Raw genomic sequence first — 17,052 nt, 5'->3', positions numbered from 1 at the left:
ATAACAATAAATTTGTTCCCTGTTCCCTTCCCCATTCCCTATCTTTTATTTGACTTTAAACTTACCAGCGGTTGTTAAGAGAGCTTGAGCCATTTCTGATAGGTTTTGGAAGACCGCAGCAATTTCTTGAGATTCACCAAAGGTTTTATTAGCAATTGCAGCTACATCATTCATGGATGTTGTTACTGTTACCGATTGTTCCATTTGTTTTTGGGTGGCTTCAGTAATGCACTCAATGAGTTGACTAATTTCCGCAGTCGCGGAAACAATGGCGTTCAAGTTTTGGCGGGTTTGACTAACTAAGTTTGTTCCTTCCACAACTTGTTGAATACCTGTTTCCATTGCCACAGCAACTTCCCCAGTTTCTGCTTGAATTTCTTGGACTAATTTTTCAATTTCGATGGTAGCTGCTGCCGACTGACGAGACAAAGACCGAACTTCATCTGCTACCACGGCAAAGCCTTTACCATATTCACCAGCGCGAGTAGCTTCAATGGCAGCATTCAAAGCTAGTACGTTGGTTTGTGAGGCAAAGTTGCTAATCAAATTCACGACTTTAGAGATTTTTTGGGATGATTCACTCAGGCGTTTAATCTTTTTGCTAGTTTGGGCGACGGTTTCCCGAATGGCCTGAATAGCATTTACTGTTTGGTTCATGGCTGTATCACCAGAATCTACAGTTTTGTTGGCTTGTTGTACTGCCATTTGCACTAGTTGGGCGTTGGCTACGACGGCTTGGGTAGCATCTACCATCTGTTGCAAATCCCGTAATGCTTGGCTAATTTCGTCGGACTGTTCTTTTGCTAAATCAGTTAATCCTACTAAGGAAGAACTGCTATTGATAGAGGTTTGGGCAACTTGTTGGGAAGATGTTTGTACCTGAATAACGATTTGCTGTAATGCTTGCAGTGTGCCATTGTAAGCATCCGCAATTGTGCCTAATTCGTCTTCTGTAATGGGAGCGCGGACTGTTAAATCACCGCTAAGGGCGGGACTAATGGCTCTGAGTAGTTGAATTGACCTTTGTTGTAGTAATTCTTTGGCGGCTTTTTCCCGTTGGGCGGCTTCTGATAGTTGGGCAGATTGAGTTTGCAGTTGTTTTAGGTATTCTGCTTGTTGTAAAGCCAGTCCTAATTGGTCTGCGATTCGTGACAACAAGTTAATTTCTGATTCTTCCCATTGACGGGGGGCGGAGTTTTGATAAGCTGCCAGTAATCCCCAGAGTTTATCGCCAAATAAGATGGGAGTAATGATATATCCTCTGGCTTCATATTTTTCGATGATTTCTATGTAGCAAGGATCAAGGGTAGCTTTATAAATGTCGTTGACTACTAAAGCATCACCTTTTTTATAGCGTCCACCTTCGTTGTCTTGTAAGCAAGGGTCGTTTAAGGTGGTTTTAAGACCAGGTCCTACAAGTTTTACCCAACCACTAGCTACTGATTCAGCTACAAATTCTCCTCCCCAATCAGATGTAAATTGATAAACGACGGCGCGATCGCATTTTAGTAGTTGTCTGACTTCTTGGGTGGTGGTTTTGAAGATTTCTTCTACATCTGAAGATTGACGGATGCGGTTAACTATCTTACTAAAGGCTTTTTCTTGTTCGGCGATCTGCGCTAGTTTCTCTGATTTAGATTGTACTTGTTCTAGATAATCTATCTGTGATTTTGCTAAACTAATTTGCAAGCCAATCTGTTCTAAAAAGTTGACTTCTCGGCGTTGCCATTCACGGGTGCTACTGTTTTGATAAGCTGCCAATAATCCCCATAATTTTTCTCCATAAAAGATCGGAACTATTATGTAAGCTTTGGCTTCTATCTGTTCTAAAATTTCCAAGTGACATTGAGCGTGACCAGCTTGATAGATGTTATTAACTGCCAAGGATTCACCTTTGGCATATCTACCACCTTGGGTTTCTTGTAAGTGGCTATCTTCCCATACCATTTTAAAGTCAGCAGTGGCAACTTTTATCCAGCCACTAGCTACTGATTCAGCTATAAATTGTCCGCTCCAATCTGGATGGAATTGATAAACAGCGACGCGATCGCAACGTAACGCCTGACGAACTTCTTGAGTAGCTGCTTTGAAGATGTCTTCTAAATCAAAGGATTGGCGGATACGGTTAACTATTTTGTTGAGGGTTTTCTCTTGTTCGGCAATCTGACTAATTTCTTGAGATTGCGATTGTACTTGATCTATATAATCTATCTGTGATTTCGCTAAACTAAATTGCAAGCCAATCTGCTCTAAAAATTTGACTTCTCTGGTTTGCCATTCACGGGTGCTACTGTTTTGATAAGCTGCCAATAATCCCCACAATTTTTCTCCATAAAAGATCGGAACTATTATGTAAGCTTTGGCTTCTATCTGTTCTAAAATTTCCAAGTGACATTGAGCGTGACCGGCTTGATAGATGTTATTAACTGCCAAGGATTCGCCTTTGGCATATCTACCACCTTGGGTTTCTTGTAAGTGGCTATCTTCCCATACCATTTTAAAGTCAGCAGTGGCAACTTTTATCCAGCCACTAGCTACTGATTCAGCTATAAATTGTCCGCTCCAATCTGGATGGAATTGATAAACAGCGACGCGATCGCAACGTAACGCCTGACGGACTTCTTGAGTGGTGGTGACGAATATTTCATCTACATCTCTCGCTTGACGAATGCGGTTGACTATCTTGTTGATGCTTTTTTCTTGTTCAGCTATTTTTGCTAGTTCTTCATTTTTTAATTTGACTGTTTCTAAATAGTCTATTTGTGATTTTGCTAAGTTGAACTGCAAAGCTATTTGAGTCAAGAAGTTGACTTCCGAGGTTTGCCATTCACGGGTTTCGGAATTTTGATAAGCTGCCAACAATCCCCACAATTGATCGCCAAAGAAGATGGGAACATTAACATAAGCTTTGGCTTCAAACGTTTCTAATAGTTCTAGGTAACAGGGGGTAATATTTTCCTGATAGATATCATTTACCCACAGGTTTTCACCTTTAGCAAATCTCGCGCCTTTGGTTTCTTGGAAATAAGTATCTTCAACCAAGGTATTGATATCACTACCAACAAGTTTTACCCATCCTGTTGCTACTGATTCAGCGATAAAATTACCACTCCAATCTGGATTGAAGCGATAAATAGCAACGCGATCGCATTTGAGTGCCTGACGTGCTTCCTGTGTGGTGGTTTTGAAGATTTCTTCTAAATCGGAAGATTGACGAATCCGGTTGACTATCTTGGTTAAGGCTTTTTCTTGTTTAGCAATCTGCGCTAGTTGATCAGATTGTTTTTGTACTTTTTCTAAGTATTCTCCTTGGGAAATAGCTACACCAAATTGCAAGCCAATCTGATTTAAAAAGCTCACTTCCCAATCTTGCCATTCCCGTGACCCTGTATTTTGATAAGCTGCTAGTAAACCCCATAATTTTTCTCCAGAGAAGATGGGAGCAATTATATAAGCTTTAGCTTCAAATTGTTCTAAGATGTCAATATGGCACTGAGCTAGACCGATTTTATAGGTGTCATTGACAACAAATGTTTCACCTTGAGCATATCGTCCACCTTTGGTTTCTTGTAGGTGGGTATCTTCCCACACCATTTTATAATCAGGTGTGACGACTTTTGTCCAGTTGTTGCCTACTGACTCAGAAACAAATTTACCACTCCAATCTTGCTCAAAACGATACACACCCACGCGATCGCATTTTAGTAATTGTCTGACTTCTTGAGTGGTGGTTTGAAAGATTTTATCTACATCTGGCTGTTGTAAAATCTTGCTGATAACTTTAGCTGCTGATTTTTTGGCTAGTCCTGACTGTTGCAGTTCTTTTTGTAATTTAAAACTCTGCAATCTGTAGGTAATTTCTGTGCTTATTTGCGACAGTAGTGTAATTTCTGCCTCTTGCCATTGACGCTCTGATCCACAACTCTGGAGTACCAACAAGCCCCATACTTGATTATTTCTTGAAATTGGTAGACTTAAACTAGCTTTAACTTGAAATTTATCTAGTAGTTGTTTTTGATAGGGAGTAGCTTGAATTTGATTAATATCGTCTATGGTTACTGGTTCTATGTAATCTTGATTTGTATATAAACCAAACAAAATTGCTGGCAGATTTTCGCCTAAAGATGGTGTCCAACCCGTGGTTCTTGATTCTACTAAAACTGTACCAGTATCCGAGTTAGTAAATTGATAAATCAAGGCGCGATCGCCACCAATCTTATCCCTAACTTGCGCTACAGTTACCTTTAGTAAAGAATCTAGGTCTTGTGCTTTCCCCATTTGCGAGGTTATATACTGGAAGCGTTGCCGCCAAGCTTTAAATTCCTGGGCAATAGTATTAGTTTTAGCCCCATCATTGCGAGCAAACTTTTCTAGTGTACTGCCATTTTGTTTATCCGATTTTTCTACCTCACCAAAGATATTTCCTCTGTCTTCATTACTTTGATATAATGTTGTCATTGACCTATCCTCAATACTTTTTTAGCTACTAATAACTGGAAATTTTGAACAAAAAAATTACTTAAATAATAAGATGCCAATTAACTGAATTATCAGTTTTATTACTTGTTACAACAACATTTGTTAGTTATGACTCCCCCACATTGGCGATTGTATAATTGCTAAAGCATCTAAATTGAAAATCATCTGTTCTGAACCATTAGTAAAGTATCCTTGCAAATAACCTGACATTGCTGGGTAAAATAGCTCAGGAGAGGGAATTTTCATTTGTTGAGTATCCATCCACTCAATATCTGTTAATTGGCGCACCAACAGCCCCAAATATTTACCGTCTTTTTCTAGCACAATTGCCATGATTTTTGTCAGTAAATTTGAACCTTGTAAAAGCGGTGGATAACCTAACATTTCCTCTATATCAACCATCCACAGCATTTCCCCACGCCAACTATAAATACCTAAAACACAATTTGGCATCTGTGGAACTACGCAAATTTCCGCCAGGGATATACGTAATACCTCTGAAATATGTTGTAAATCAATTACAGCTTGATCTCGTGATCCCAAATTAAAACTTAAGAATTTTTGTTTGGTTTCCAAAGTCAATTTCCTTTTTATTTAGATAGGGTTTTCGCCACTATTTAATGATTTAAACTCAATGATAAATAGTGACTATTTCTTTTTGAATCAATTAAATACAGCAGATTGCAGATCAATTAGGTACAGACTTTAAATTGAAACCTATACACCAAGCTAATTTTACTCCTGACTCCTTAAATATTTTTTTTACTTGTTGGTTAATGTTTTCAAAGTTTTTTCTAATTCTTCCTTATCTATTGGTTTGGATAGGTAAGCTTTAGCGCCCAACATATTACCCCAAATCTTATCTACTTCACTATTTTTAGTAGAACAAAAAACCACAGGTATTTGGCTAGTATTAGGGTTATTTTGTAGTTCTCGACAAATCTCAAAACCGCTTTTACCTGGTAAAATTACATCCAATAGAATAACATCAGGTTTATTTGTATCAAGTTTTTGTTGTGCCTCTTCACTGCTGACGGCAGAAATTACAGAATAACCTGCTTGTCGTAAGTAACCGCTGATAATTTCCATATCAGTCAAACCATCTTCAACCACTAAAACAGTACTCATGGTAACTACCTATTAAAATTATGTTTTTCAACTTGGAAACAAAGACTTAGAGGGAGCAATTCAGACAGATGAAAATAACACTAGCCTGTATGGTTATTATATCTTCAATCATTGTATAGATATTTCCATTAGGAAAGTTACGTATTAAACATAAGTTTACAACCATTTAAGTTCATGATTTAACTTTATTTTAAAACTTCTGAAAACGTCTAATTGAGGACAAAAACAACTAGGCTGTAATTTTTTTGGTATCATAAGTATATTTTATCAAACAAGAGATACTTGTAAAGTAAACATCACCTATCCAGAAGCTTCTAAATTAGCTATATTTTTAACCGTTGAGTTAGCTTGTACAGGTAAATATTTACGTATTACACCTATGACTCGTTCAGCCACGATTGGTTTGGAGATAAAATCTGTTGAACCAACTACTTTAGCACGCACTCGATCCAAAAGACCATCATTGCCAGTTAAGATAATTACTGGTGTACTAGCAAAAGCAGGTATGCGCCGTAACTGAGTGCAAATTTCGTAACCACTGGCTACTGGCATAATCAAATCCAAGAAAATTAAATCTGGCTTCTCTTGAATCAGAACAGGTAAAGCTTGGATAGCATCTTGAACCTTGGTAAATCTAAATCCATTGGAGGTGATAATATCCTCTAGAGTTTTACACACCAAAGGACTATCATCAACACAAGCTATCAGTGGTGCAATTCGATTCATCCGACTTCTAGAATGTCCAGAGGTAGGATGGTCGCCATCTGCAACTTGCAGAGGTAGGTCAGGTACTTCGACTAACTCAATAATGCCTTTGAGGATATAGGGAAGCAAGGAACGAGCAACAGGCATCACATCCTGTTTCATTTTGATGGCGAGTTCTCGCAGAGTGTATTTGCCATTAATTAAATTGACAAAGTTTTTGTACACAGATGGACTCACCATCTGTTCGAGTTGCTCTGGCCGCCGTAGGACAGGTGATGAGTTGGGAGAAACATTGGCTAAACCGACTTGTGACCAAATTGCCCATGAGTCTTGCATCTGTTTGATTGACATATCTGCACTTGTGAAACTCATAGGCATATCTAAAACTACATCATGGCTGAAATGACTAGTTACAGCATGAAAATCAACCTCCTGGGCTAAATCAAAAAATAGTTCTGCAATTGTGCCTTCGACAATAGCTTGAATTTGTTCTCGTTGGATTTTTTGCCTTTTGTATAAGATATCCAAGAGATGATAATCCCAGTAATCTATAGCAAAATCCTCAGAGCGACAGCGAATCTTGTCTAAATCAATCTCAGGACAATGCTGCGCCATTTGTCTGCGCCAGCGTCTGAAGGGATGAGTCCCACCAGTTGCCCAAACTATCCGTCCGAGACGATAGTAAAAAGCCCATTGACGGCCTTTGGAGCTTTTAATATTTAATTTACCGTTGTACTGAAACTGAGTACAGGTTTTAAACTCATTCAGTAAGTTATGAGATTCCACGAGTTCTGAGTTGGTCATACTTTGTTCCTTGTAATCAATAAGTCAGTCTCTAGAGAATCTAATATTAGCCACACAGGAGTTAGCAAGCACCAGGAAATTGACAAAAATATATGTGGCTTTAACGGTATAAATATTACCTTTTCTTTCTCTATACTAGTTTTGTTCAGCACTTGCTTGGTCTTGTTTAAAAGTAGTTTTAAATTTGAACTAGGAGATGATCTATTTAATACTTTACACCCTGTTGATATGTTTGAAGACAGTTGGTTGACAAGTTGGATGAGGTAAGGGACTTCCGAATAAAAAAATATACAAACTCTCTGAGATCAAGTAGCAGATGGAAGAAACCTCATTTTGAATCGAGAACTTGGATCATTTCTTTTTTAACTTCCCTAAACGCAAGATTTAAGTATTTAAATGGAAATTACACTTATATGCTATTTTACGCAATATTTCTTGATACGTTATCCGTAAAATTTCTGAATTTATATTTACTAAAGATAAAGATAGTGTGAATTTTGGTGAGTTTTTATAGGATTTTGGGAATTTTTATTCCATGAATCATAATTTTTGAGACAATTAGAACGACGGTAAAAGCCAAAGTAGTTGAACTTATATAAAATGTAGCTGGTTAACAACTTACTTAACTCCTTGTGTCGTGAAGGCAATAAAAAAGTCCGCAAGTGCGGACTATGGACATTGGATAAGGTTAAGTTGTCACCAAGAGAGCCTACAAGATGTTAGACTTACTTTGTATTTTTGCTGACAAAATATAAAAAATCAAGACTCTGAGCGTAATCCTTAAGACATAACCCCAGTAATTATGTCTGAGAAATAACAGATTTTCTAGTTTATGTAGTTGCTAAAAATTTAATCTTGACATAAGAGTGCATTGAAATCACGAAAACTTGAGACAAAATTACAGGAATTTTGTCTGTAATTTTGTGGTCATTCAGGAGTGAGGATTGAGGAGTAAGGATGTTGAAAAAAAACAAAAAAAACAAAGAAGAATATTAATTAAAAAGCTGACTGCTGAGTAGTAATAGGTGAATACTGAGATTTTTTGGATAATAAAAACCCCATAAGTCATGACTTATGAGGTCTAAAGATTTTTAGGCACAGTTGAGGGCAATACCAGGATGATCAACAGTGAGAGTAGGTCATGTCTCTGCTGATAAAACCGTGGCAAAGCTCATGTCTCCAACTTGTAACCTAAAAGCCCACAGGTCAATTACTGGAATACTCTACCAAACATAATCAAAGATATGTAGCCAAATTGGCTTTTTTTTAACCTGTGGGTGCTAATAATTATGAGGAAGACTCAACTATTTGGGTTATACCAACTAACTGGTACAGCTTATCTTCAAATTTTTGGCTACATACTGACCAATCAAACTCTAAGATAGAAGGACGAGCTTGTGCGGATAATTGGGCTTTGAGGTCAGGATTTTGCAGTATTGCAATTATCTTGTCAGCAAAATCTTTGGGGTTATTAGCTTCAGCAAGAAAGCCATTATAACCAACTATTACTTGTTCAGCAGTAGAGGGAGCCATAGCAGCGACTACAGGAGTTCCTGATGCTAAAGCTTCGTTATTTGTAGTGCAGAAGTTTTCTGTTACTGAAGGGTTAATAAAAACATCTGCTCGAGCGAACCATCCCAAAAGTTCAGTACCGTGAGATTCACCCCAAAGCGTTACACCGTGGAGGAATTTTTGAGCGCGACGACGAATTTCTTGATCTAATGGACCGCTACCAACTATGACTAAATGAACATCAGGAATTTGAGCAGCTATCAAGGGATAAGCATCTAAAAGTTGTGTGACATTTTTCTCGGCAGTGATGCGTCCTACAAATAAAATTGTAGGTCTTTTATCGTTAGGAATTGGATCATAACAGATGTTGCGGGGATGGAATTTTTCACAGTTAATTCCTTGATAGGGGACGTATTCACCGCGTAGACATTCTAGTTTTTGGTACTTGGAAAGTTGTTCCCTAGAAGAAAATATATTGAGGGTGTAAGCATTACTAAATTGCTTAACTAATAATGGAATTATGGGACGCATCAATCCGAATAGAAAATCACCTAAATAATATCGAATATAGGCGACGATATCGGTATGAAAAACGGAGATGATGGGGGTTTTAGTGCGTTTGGCGTAATCAACTCCTACTGGTCGTCCATAACCTTGTAGGAAAACTGAATATAGCCCTCTCATTTGGGCTGCTTCTTCAACGACGATGATGTCAGGCTGAAACTTTTCCAGTAATTTAGTATCGCTCCAATGACGATAGTGCAATGGTTGAGGTAGAGATTTATAGAATATTAGCGGTTCTGTGGGGAAAGCATAAGATGAAAAGTTGGGAAAAGATTGTAGTTCTTCTAATCCCGACATGGGACGATTTCCAATTTGTTGACTGTACTTATTGTTGATCTGTGGATGAATGAGAAAAACTTCGTGTCCTTGTTCAAGTAACCAATGGACGCGCTGATGTACAGCAACGGATACTCCTGTTAAAAAAGGAGCATATAAACCTGTAAATAAGGCAATGCGGAGGGGTTGTTTTTTCATTTGTAGTTCACTTATTTCATGAATGTGCTGGTTTGAGGATTTACGCAGCAACTATCATGAAACTGTTGGTTTCTGCGCTGATAATTAATAAAATTCCCAATTATAATTCCCAATCAAATTACAGAGAAGCTTCTGAATTTCTATCAAGAGTATGACTAGAGAGAAATTTTCGGATCAATTGGTTGATCTAACCATTGATAAGGATGATATTCAACTAAGCGAATATGCCAAGGACTTTTAATTTTATAGGTAAGTCCTCGCCATGTTACTGTTGACATCCAGAGGGAAGATAACATTGCTAAACCATAAAGCCATTGTGTTAAAGGAATAGCAATGAACATTTTGAGGATGTTGGTGAGTGAAATTTCTGGAATTGGTTGTCCTTGAGAGCGAATTATTTCTTGTACTCCTAGTTCCATGACTAGCATTAACAAGAGTAATCCAATTGTGTAGATGCTATAGGTTTTAAATAAGGAAAATGCTTGATTCCATTCTGTGGCTAAAAATAATCCTAAAGCTAAGAGAATGGTGAGGGTAGGAAAGAGAATACTGGAAACTGCATCACTTACTAATGCTAACCAATTAGGATGATAAAGTCGAGAACAAAGTATGAGGCGTTGGAGAGATGGAAATAAAGTAGATAAATTGCTTTCTTCTCGGTTTACCATTAACAAAGAAGGGACAAATTTAATTTTCCATCCGTGTTTTTTGATGACTTTGTGTAGGAGCATATCGTCACCAAATGCTTCTCCCCATTTTTCCAGTATTTCTGTTTGTTGGAGGAGTTGTTTTTTAATTGCTAAACTACCACCCCAAGGAACTTGAAATAGGAACATTTGCACGACGGTAGAAACGTTACCAGCGTAGCGTACTAAAGAACCCCAATATTTTCCTGTGGGTACATACCAACGGTTTCCTGTTGTTAGTCCTACTGTTTCATTGGTCAGGGGACTAACTAATTCTTTTAACCAATTTTTGTGTACGATGGTATCAGCATCTACTAAGGCAATTACTTGGTAAGAGTCATCTAAATCGGAAACTGCTTGTACTAAAGAACTGCATTTGAGACTACAATTATGACGTACTGTTCTGAGGGTGCTAATTTGGAAATTAGTGGCTTTAGTTTCAGCGATGACTTCTTTGGCAATTTTCAAAGCTGGATCTTCTAGACTATCAATGATCAGCTTTAAATCGTACTCTGGGTAGTTTTGATTTAAGAGCGATCGCACACAATTAGGTAAAAATGGATCAGCACCTCGTAAACAAAGAATTACTGCCGTTTTTGGTAGTTGGTTATCTGATATTAATGGCTGTTTGTAGGTTCGCAAATACCATAAAAATATTAGCATTAAACATACCTGAATTACCAGCCAACCTATCAAAGAGTTAGATAGAAATGTAGTCAAATCTGCCATTAGTTATTAGTCATAGGGAATAGGGAATAGGGAATAGGGAATAGGGAATAGGGAATAGGGAATGGGTAATTGGTAATGGGTAATGGGGAGGTAAATAACCCAATTACCAATCACCAATCACCAATCATCTATGGATCAAGGGAATATTTCATGTTGATGTTAATGGTGGTATTTTTAGTCATTTTAAAACTGGCTTGTTTAAATTTGGGTGTACCAGTTTGGATAGAGACAATGGGATTTCTGGAAATGCCAAAACCTTCTGTGGGAATACCAAAAAAGTCTTTATTGAGTTTGCGATCGCCATTTTGATCGTCAACTACTGCTACTGCATAAGTTCCTGGTTTTAAACCAGAAAATACTTTTTTCACAGAACTACCAGTAATTTTAGTGCAGCCACTTTGAACTTCACTAGAACTACTCATAGGAAAGCCTTTTTCAGAGTTATAAATTCGGAAACAAATTTCACCTGTTTTGTTACTTATTCCATTCACGACTACAGTTAATGCTGTGGTAGTTTGTGCATGGGCAGTGTTAGCACAACTGAAACTTAAAACAGTCGCCAGCAATAGATAAGAAATGCGAGATATTTTCAACATAAGCTGTGAGATATAACTTGTAGATTAATTGCTTAAATATTCATTAGACAAACTTAAATTACTGTTAGTTTTGGTTTTGTGGGAACGCAAAATTTTAGCAGCGATCCACAAATCTTTAAGTAATAAAGATTCTGTTCCAGATAGCTTTTTAACAATAATCAAATAACACAATATTTGCTCATATAAATTAAGTGAACTTTGACTGACTGAAAGTAAATATTCTTTGAGAATGCGCCAATGGGGAAATAAAACTTTGTCTTTGTTACCTGAATCAAACCAAATGGAATACTCATAGAAATCTGGTAACATATCTAATGAATATTGAGGATATTTCTGAGTAAAAGACAGGTAACTTGGAAAAAACATACTCAAAGATTGTTGGGGATGAATCCTGGCAAAAAATAAGTATTCGGGAATTTCATAAAACTGCCCAACTGTACCAAGTCTTAATAATAAAATTCCATCTGCATTGCCATAACCACCCATAGGAGTGATTTTTTGTAAGGCACTTTTGCGAATGACTCCATACATTTGATAACAGAGATGTTTAGTCAGTAATTCTTCAAATCTGATCTGTGGTTTTTCTGAGTTAGTATTGAGTTTAATGTCATAGTTTTGGAAAAAATTACCCTGTTCATCAATCAGATATGTGTGGGAATGGCATAAGATATAATGCGGATTTTCCTCAAGTACCTGTATACATTTACTGAGAAAATCAGCAGCGTGTAAATCGTCGTAAGCTGCCCATTTAAAGTATTCACTATTCGATAATTCAAAAACGCGGTTAAAATTACAAGCGCAACCAATATTAGTAGGATTACGATAGTAACGAATCCGGTGATCTTGTGCGGCGTAATTTCTACAAATTTCTTCAGTATTATCTGTGGAAGCGTTATCGGAAATAATTAACTCAAAATCACTAAATGTCTGATTTAACAGAGAATCTAGAGACTGTTTTATAAATTTTTCGCCGTTGTATACAGGTAATCCAATACTTAATTTTGCTTGAGGTTTATACATACGTTATTCCCCACAAAAATATATATTACTGAGTAAGCATTCAGCCATCAGCTATGTAACTGAAAGATTGAAATAAAAAGAATCAAAGGAAATAGATGTAGATAACATTCCTCAACTGAAAACGCCTGAATCCTGGCTATTGGCTGTTAGCGTAGCGTGGCGTAGCCACTTACTGATAGCTGAATACTTACATTACTGATTACTTATTTCATCAATTTTTGAATGTCAGTTTTTTGTAACCATTGATGAGTACGTTTCATGCCTTCTTCTAAATCAACTTTGGGTTTATAGTTTAATAAACTTGTAGCTTTAGCAATAGAATAAGCATAAGGACGACTCATAAAGTCTACTGACTCTGGGAGGATATCAGCTTTTTTGCGAAATAGTTTTTGTCCTTGGTTACGCACTTTAAGAAACAATTTCATTTCTTCTTTAGGCAAGGACATGGGAGCAGGTAAACCTTCCATTGCTGCGAGGTGAATAAAATATTCTTTCCAGGAATTTTTTTCGCCATCTGTGATATTAAATATTTCGCCATAAACTTCTTTTTCTATTGCTAAAAAGATGGCATCAATTAAGTTATCAACATACAAATGATTCATCACACCTTTACCATCATTGGCATAGGCAAATAATTTTTGACGCATCATTAATACTGGGCGCACTATCCAAGGAATACTACCTGGACCATAAACATCTCCTGCGCGAATTATGATCACTCCAAAATCTGGGGATGAGTTAAGTTTTAAAACTTCTGTTTCTGCTTCAATTTTAGTTTGACAATAGGGGTTATTATCACTAGATAATTTTCCATTTTCGGCAATATTATCGCTATAGTTAAAGCCATAAACTAAGACAGTGGAAAGATGAACAAATGTTTTCACACCAGCTTGTTTAGCAGCTTTAGCTATGTTGACAGTAGCTCCTACGTTTATTTCTTGAAAACGTTTAATGTCTCCTGCTTCTTCTGCTAGTTGGGCAGTGTGTAAAATAATGTCTACTCCCTGACAAGCTTTTTGCGCTATTTTTTCATCAGTGATGCTGCCAACGATAATTTCTACTCCTAAGTTTTCGAGGTTTTTATCCTGTACTTGAGAAGTTTGTAAACCTTTGACTTTCATGCCTTGAGATACTGCTAATTCTGCTGCACGAGAGCCAATAAATTCGTCAGTTCCAGTGATGAGAATGGTTTTATTTTTGATGTCCATAGTATTGATTAGTGAATATTCTGAGTTAATTTCTTGACGATTTAGAAAATATCTGCTGGATCTGCGGAGCGCAGTTTATTAATTGCTAATGCGCCGGAAGTGATGCAAATTAAAACTGTTGAAGTTAAGACAAGTAGGGCATTATTAGAAGTCATCATGATGGGTAATTTAGTTACTTCCATTGCAAAATCATATAAGGCTACGGAAATAATAAATCCTGGAAAATAAGCTAGTAAAGCTAGAATTAGTGCCTGTTGAAAAACAACATTTAATAAATATCCATTGGCATAACCGATAGCTTTTAAAGTGGCGTAGGCAATGAATTGAGTAGCAATATTGCTGTAGAGAATTTGATAAACAATGACCACACCTACTACAGAAGCCATTGTCAACATTAAGTTAAGAATAAAACCAATAGGTGTTCTAGAAGCCCAATATTCTTTTTCAAAATCAATGAATTGTTGACGGGTGAAAATCTGGACATCATTAGGTATATTGTCCCGCAAGTTTTTTAACACTTCCTGGGGGTCAACACCTGGTTTAAGTTTAACAATACCTACATCTATTTTTTCTGATGGACGTACAAAGGGATTGATTTTTACAAAAGTTGAGTCACTGACAATTAAATTGCCATCGACACCAAAGGAAGGACCTAAACTAAATAAACCTCCTACTCTGACTCGATAACCTTGCAAGGCATCAAAGGCAAATATTTCTATTTTTTGTTCTGTATTTCCTCTCTCAAAATTTTTCGCTATGGGACCAAATTCTGGGCGTGAAGCTCTGTCAAATAACATGACATCGGGAATTTTAAGTTTATCTAAATTCTCCTGCACTTCGGGAATATTCATCACTGGTCTACCGGGGTCAAAACCAATGACATAAATTGAATATTTCTCCCCAGTTTCTGGATTTTTTAGCTTTGCAAATTGCAAATACATCGGGCTAACTGATTCTACACCATTAAACCCTAATGCTTGATATAAACGATTGCGAGAAAAACTTTGATTTGAGGTCAAAGATTTGTATTGAGAACTAACTAAAAATAAATCTCCTTTGAGATTTTGATGTACTGCTGTAGCACTAGAATAAAGTGCATCTTGGAAACCAAGTTGAATAAACATGAGTAGCACAATAAAGGCAATGCCAGCTACAGCGACAACAAAACGCACTTTTTGCTGGGCTAACTGTAGCCATGCTAAAGGTATTTTTATGGTCATATATTTTGTTTTTAGTTATTAGTTATTAGTCATTAGTCATTAGTCATTAGTCATTAGTAACTTTAAATTACTACCCAGTCACCAGTCACCAGTCACCAGTCACCAGTCACCTGCTAATGACTAAATTTGAATGGCAACGTCTACTTGTAAGTTGGTTAAACGAGATACTTTTTTGCTGTCCGCAGGGTTATCAATGGCGATTTTTACTTCTACAATTCTGCGATCTGTATCTGAATTAGGGTTAATACTAAAGATACTTTGTTTGTCAATTTGCCAGCCTATTTCTTTGACTGTTCCCTGTAGTTTTCCTGAAAATGCAGCACTGGTAAGATTAGCTTTTTGTCCAACTCTCACTTTTTGAATATCTGTTTGATAAACTTCAGCAATGACATTCATTTCTGAGGTTTTACCAAGTTCTGCAAAACCAGAAGTTGCTATTACTTCGCCATTTTTGGCATGAATTTTTAATACTCTGCCATCTATGGGGGATTTGATGTAAGTTAATTCGTGGTCTGCTTTGGCTTGTTGAACAGCAGTTTCTGCGCTTTTAACTTCACTTTCTGCTAAGGCAATATCTACACTGCGTACTTCTTTGATACTGTTGAGTTTGGCAGTTGCTTCTTGAATTTGATCTTGTAAGGTGTTTTTGGTTCTTTGCAGTGTCGCTTTTGCTTCTGTTAATTGTTGTTGTGTGGTTTTTAGTTGTAAAGTTTTGGCATCAGCAATAGAAGCAGAAATTGCGCCATCTTTGTATAATTTCTGATAGCGATCGCTCTCTTTTTGAGCATTATCTACTTCAGCTTGAATGCGGTTAATTGTCGCGTTTTGTGCTGCAATTTCACCTTTTAATTGTGATTCTAACCGGGTAATTGTTGCTTTTTGAGCGTTAATATCTCCGGGTTTTGCTCCAGCTTTTACCTGTGCTAGTTTAGCTTTAGCAACTAATAATTTATCAAAAGCTTGTTTGATTGCAGTTTTTGAACGTTCATAGTTTTCTAAATAAGCTAATGTTTGTCCTGCTGTTACTTCATCCCCTTCTACTACTAATAGTTTTTCTACACGCACACCGTTGATGGAATTAGGAGCAGATAAATAAGTAATTTCTCCTTGGGGTTGTAGTCTTCCTAAAGCAGTGACAGCAAATTTTACAGGAGTGGGTGGAGGGGATGGGTTTTCAGTAGCGGGAAGTGGAGAATTAGATTTTCCCTTTAATTGAGAAAAACTGTAGAAAGATCCTAAACCAGCAGTTAAAGCAATTGCAACGGCTAAAATAATTTTCCACTGCTTGGTAGCTTTTTTTAATAGTTGGCTTTCTTTATTTACTGCCATATTTTTATTCCCGTTATTTTTGCTCAGGTATAGTTTTAATAGCGCAAATTACCTAAAATAACTTATCCTTTATCATCTGACGTTTAGCTAATGGATAAGTCGCATTACTTGTGGGTATGAATTGTTATGATAGTTTATAGCAATCTTTACAGGTAACAAGATGAACCGGAAAATCAACAGTGATTTAACTCGGTGATTTAGCTGGCAATTATCCTTTGTTTTATCTTTAATTAGCCTTTGATAAAGTAGCGAGAAATACAAGATGGCTAACTAATAATTTTGTGTTTCCGATAGAACGAATTTCCGAGTAAATGAGTCTAAAAATCTGTAAAAGTTCAATTTAATTCTGCCAAAAAAGTTGAATTTTGTCAACAAAGTAAATCAACCTATTTGTTATTGTTCCTGAAAATAACTCAAATAAGAGATTTTATTGAAAACATGACATAAGAGGTTCATGAATCAACTGTGAAATCTGTATTTTTGTGATCAAATAACGATTGATGTTGTCAAAATATAAAGATTTCATCACAAGTTGCTCCTGTGGTCTTAATACAATTAATTACAGCTACTAAATTAAGATTTGCTTTATAAATAACCA

The 17,052-nt window shown here is 36.8% G+C and carries 11 protein-coding genes and 1 pseudogene; all 12 read right to left on the bottom strand.

Annotation, left to right across the window (positions count from 1 at the left end; genetic code table 11):
* Window positions 1-45 precede the first annotated feature (45 nt).
* On the bottom strand, window positions 46-3,336 hold the full coding sequence (locus tag IQ237_RS10995; RefSeq protein WP_255512648.1) for a GAF domain-containing protein: 3,291 nt from the start codon (window positions 3,334-3,336) through the stop codon (window positions 46-48).
* Window positions 3,328-4,278, bottom strand: a pseudogene (locus IQ237_RS27025) (GAF domain-containing protein); the annotation flags it as partial. The gene IQ237_RS10995 and the pseudogene IQ237_RS27025, both read right to left, overlap by 9 nt.
* A gap of 303 nt (window positions 4,279-4,581) precedes the next feature.
* Window positions 4,582-5,055 (bottom strand): chemotaxis protein CheW, encoded by a 474-nt coding sequence (locus IQ237_RS10990; protein ID WP_194055010.1) that lies wholly within the window; start codon window positions 5,053-5,055, stop codon window positions 4,582-4,584.
* A 186-nt stretch (window positions 5,056-5,241) separates the two neighbouring features.
* Entirely contained in the window at window positions 5,242-5,607 is a 366-nt protein-coding gene (locus tag IQ237_RS10985; RefSeq protein ID WP_187038488.1) for a response regulator transcription factor, read from the bottom strand.
* A gap of 300 nt (window positions 5,608-5,907) precedes the next feature.
* A complete protein-coding gene (locus tag IQ237_RS10980) occupies window positions 5,908-7,116 on the bottom strand; it encodes a response regulator (protein ID WP_194055008.1) in 1,209 nt (402 codons plus the stop codon).
* 1,287 nt (window positions 7,117-8,403) lie between these two features.
* Window positions 8,404-9,666, bottom strand: coding sequence for a glycosyltransferase (locus tag IQ237_RS10975; protein ID WP_194055006.1), 1,263 nt, complete (start codon window positions 9,664-9,666; stop codon window positions 8,404-8,406).
* 155 nt (window positions 9,667-9,821) lie between these two features.
* On the bottom strand, window positions 9,822-11,081 hold the full coding sequence (locus IQ237_RS10970; RefSeq protein WP_194055004.1) for a glycosyltransferase family 2 protein: 1,260 nt from the start codon (window positions 11,079-11,081) through the stop codon (window positions 9,822-9,824).
* A 128-nt stretch (window positions 11,082-11,209) separates the two neighbouring features.
* Window positions 11,210-11,677 (bottom strand): DUF2141 domain-containing protein, encoded by a 468-nt coding sequence (locus IQ237_RS10965; RefSeq protein ID WP_194055002.1) that lies wholly within the window; start codon window positions 11,675-11,677, stop codon window positions 11,210-11,212.
* A gap of 24 nt (window positions 11,678-11,701) precedes the next feature.
* Window positions 11,702-12,697 (bottom strand): glycosyltransferase family 2 protein, encoded by a 996-nt coding sequence (locus tag IQ237_RS10960; protein WP_194055000.1) that lies wholly within the window; start codon window positions 12,695-12,697, stop codon window positions 11,702-11,704.
* 203 nt (window positions 12,698-12,900) lie between these two features.
* Window positions 12,901-13,905 (bottom strand): NAD(P)-dependent oxidoreductase, encoded by a 1,005-nt coding sequence (locus IQ237_RS10955; RefSeq protein WP_194054998.1) that lies wholly within the window; start codon window positions 13,903-13,905, stop codon window positions 12,901-12,903.
* 41 nt (window positions 13,906-13,946) lie between these two features.
* Window positions 13,947-15,125: an ABC transporter permease DevC gene (gene devC, locus IQ237_RS10950; protein WP_194054997.1), complete on the bottom strand. Its 1,179-nt coding sequence runs from the start codon at window positions 15,123-15,125 to the stop codon at window positions 13,947-13,949.
* A gap of 120 nt (window positions 15,126-15,245) precedes the next feature.
* The gene (locus tag IQ237_RS10945) at window positions 15,246-16,454 is read right to left on the bottom strand and encodes an ABC exporter membrane fusion protein (RefSeq protein WP_194054996.1); all 1,209 of its coding nucleotides are present in this window, start codon (window positions 16,452-16,454) and stop codon (window positions 15,246-15,248) included.
* Between the last annotated feature and the right edge of the window lie 598 nt (window positions 16,455-17,052).

Source organism: Sphaerospermopsis sp. LEGE 08334 (genome assembly GCF_015207205.1).
GTDB lineage: Bacteria > Cyanobacteriota > Cyanobacteriia > Cyanobacteriales > Nostocaceae > Sphaerospermopsis.
The sequence above is the reverse complement of the archived record's forward strand: the minus strand, read 5'-3'. Positions and strand labels throughout refer to the sequence as shown.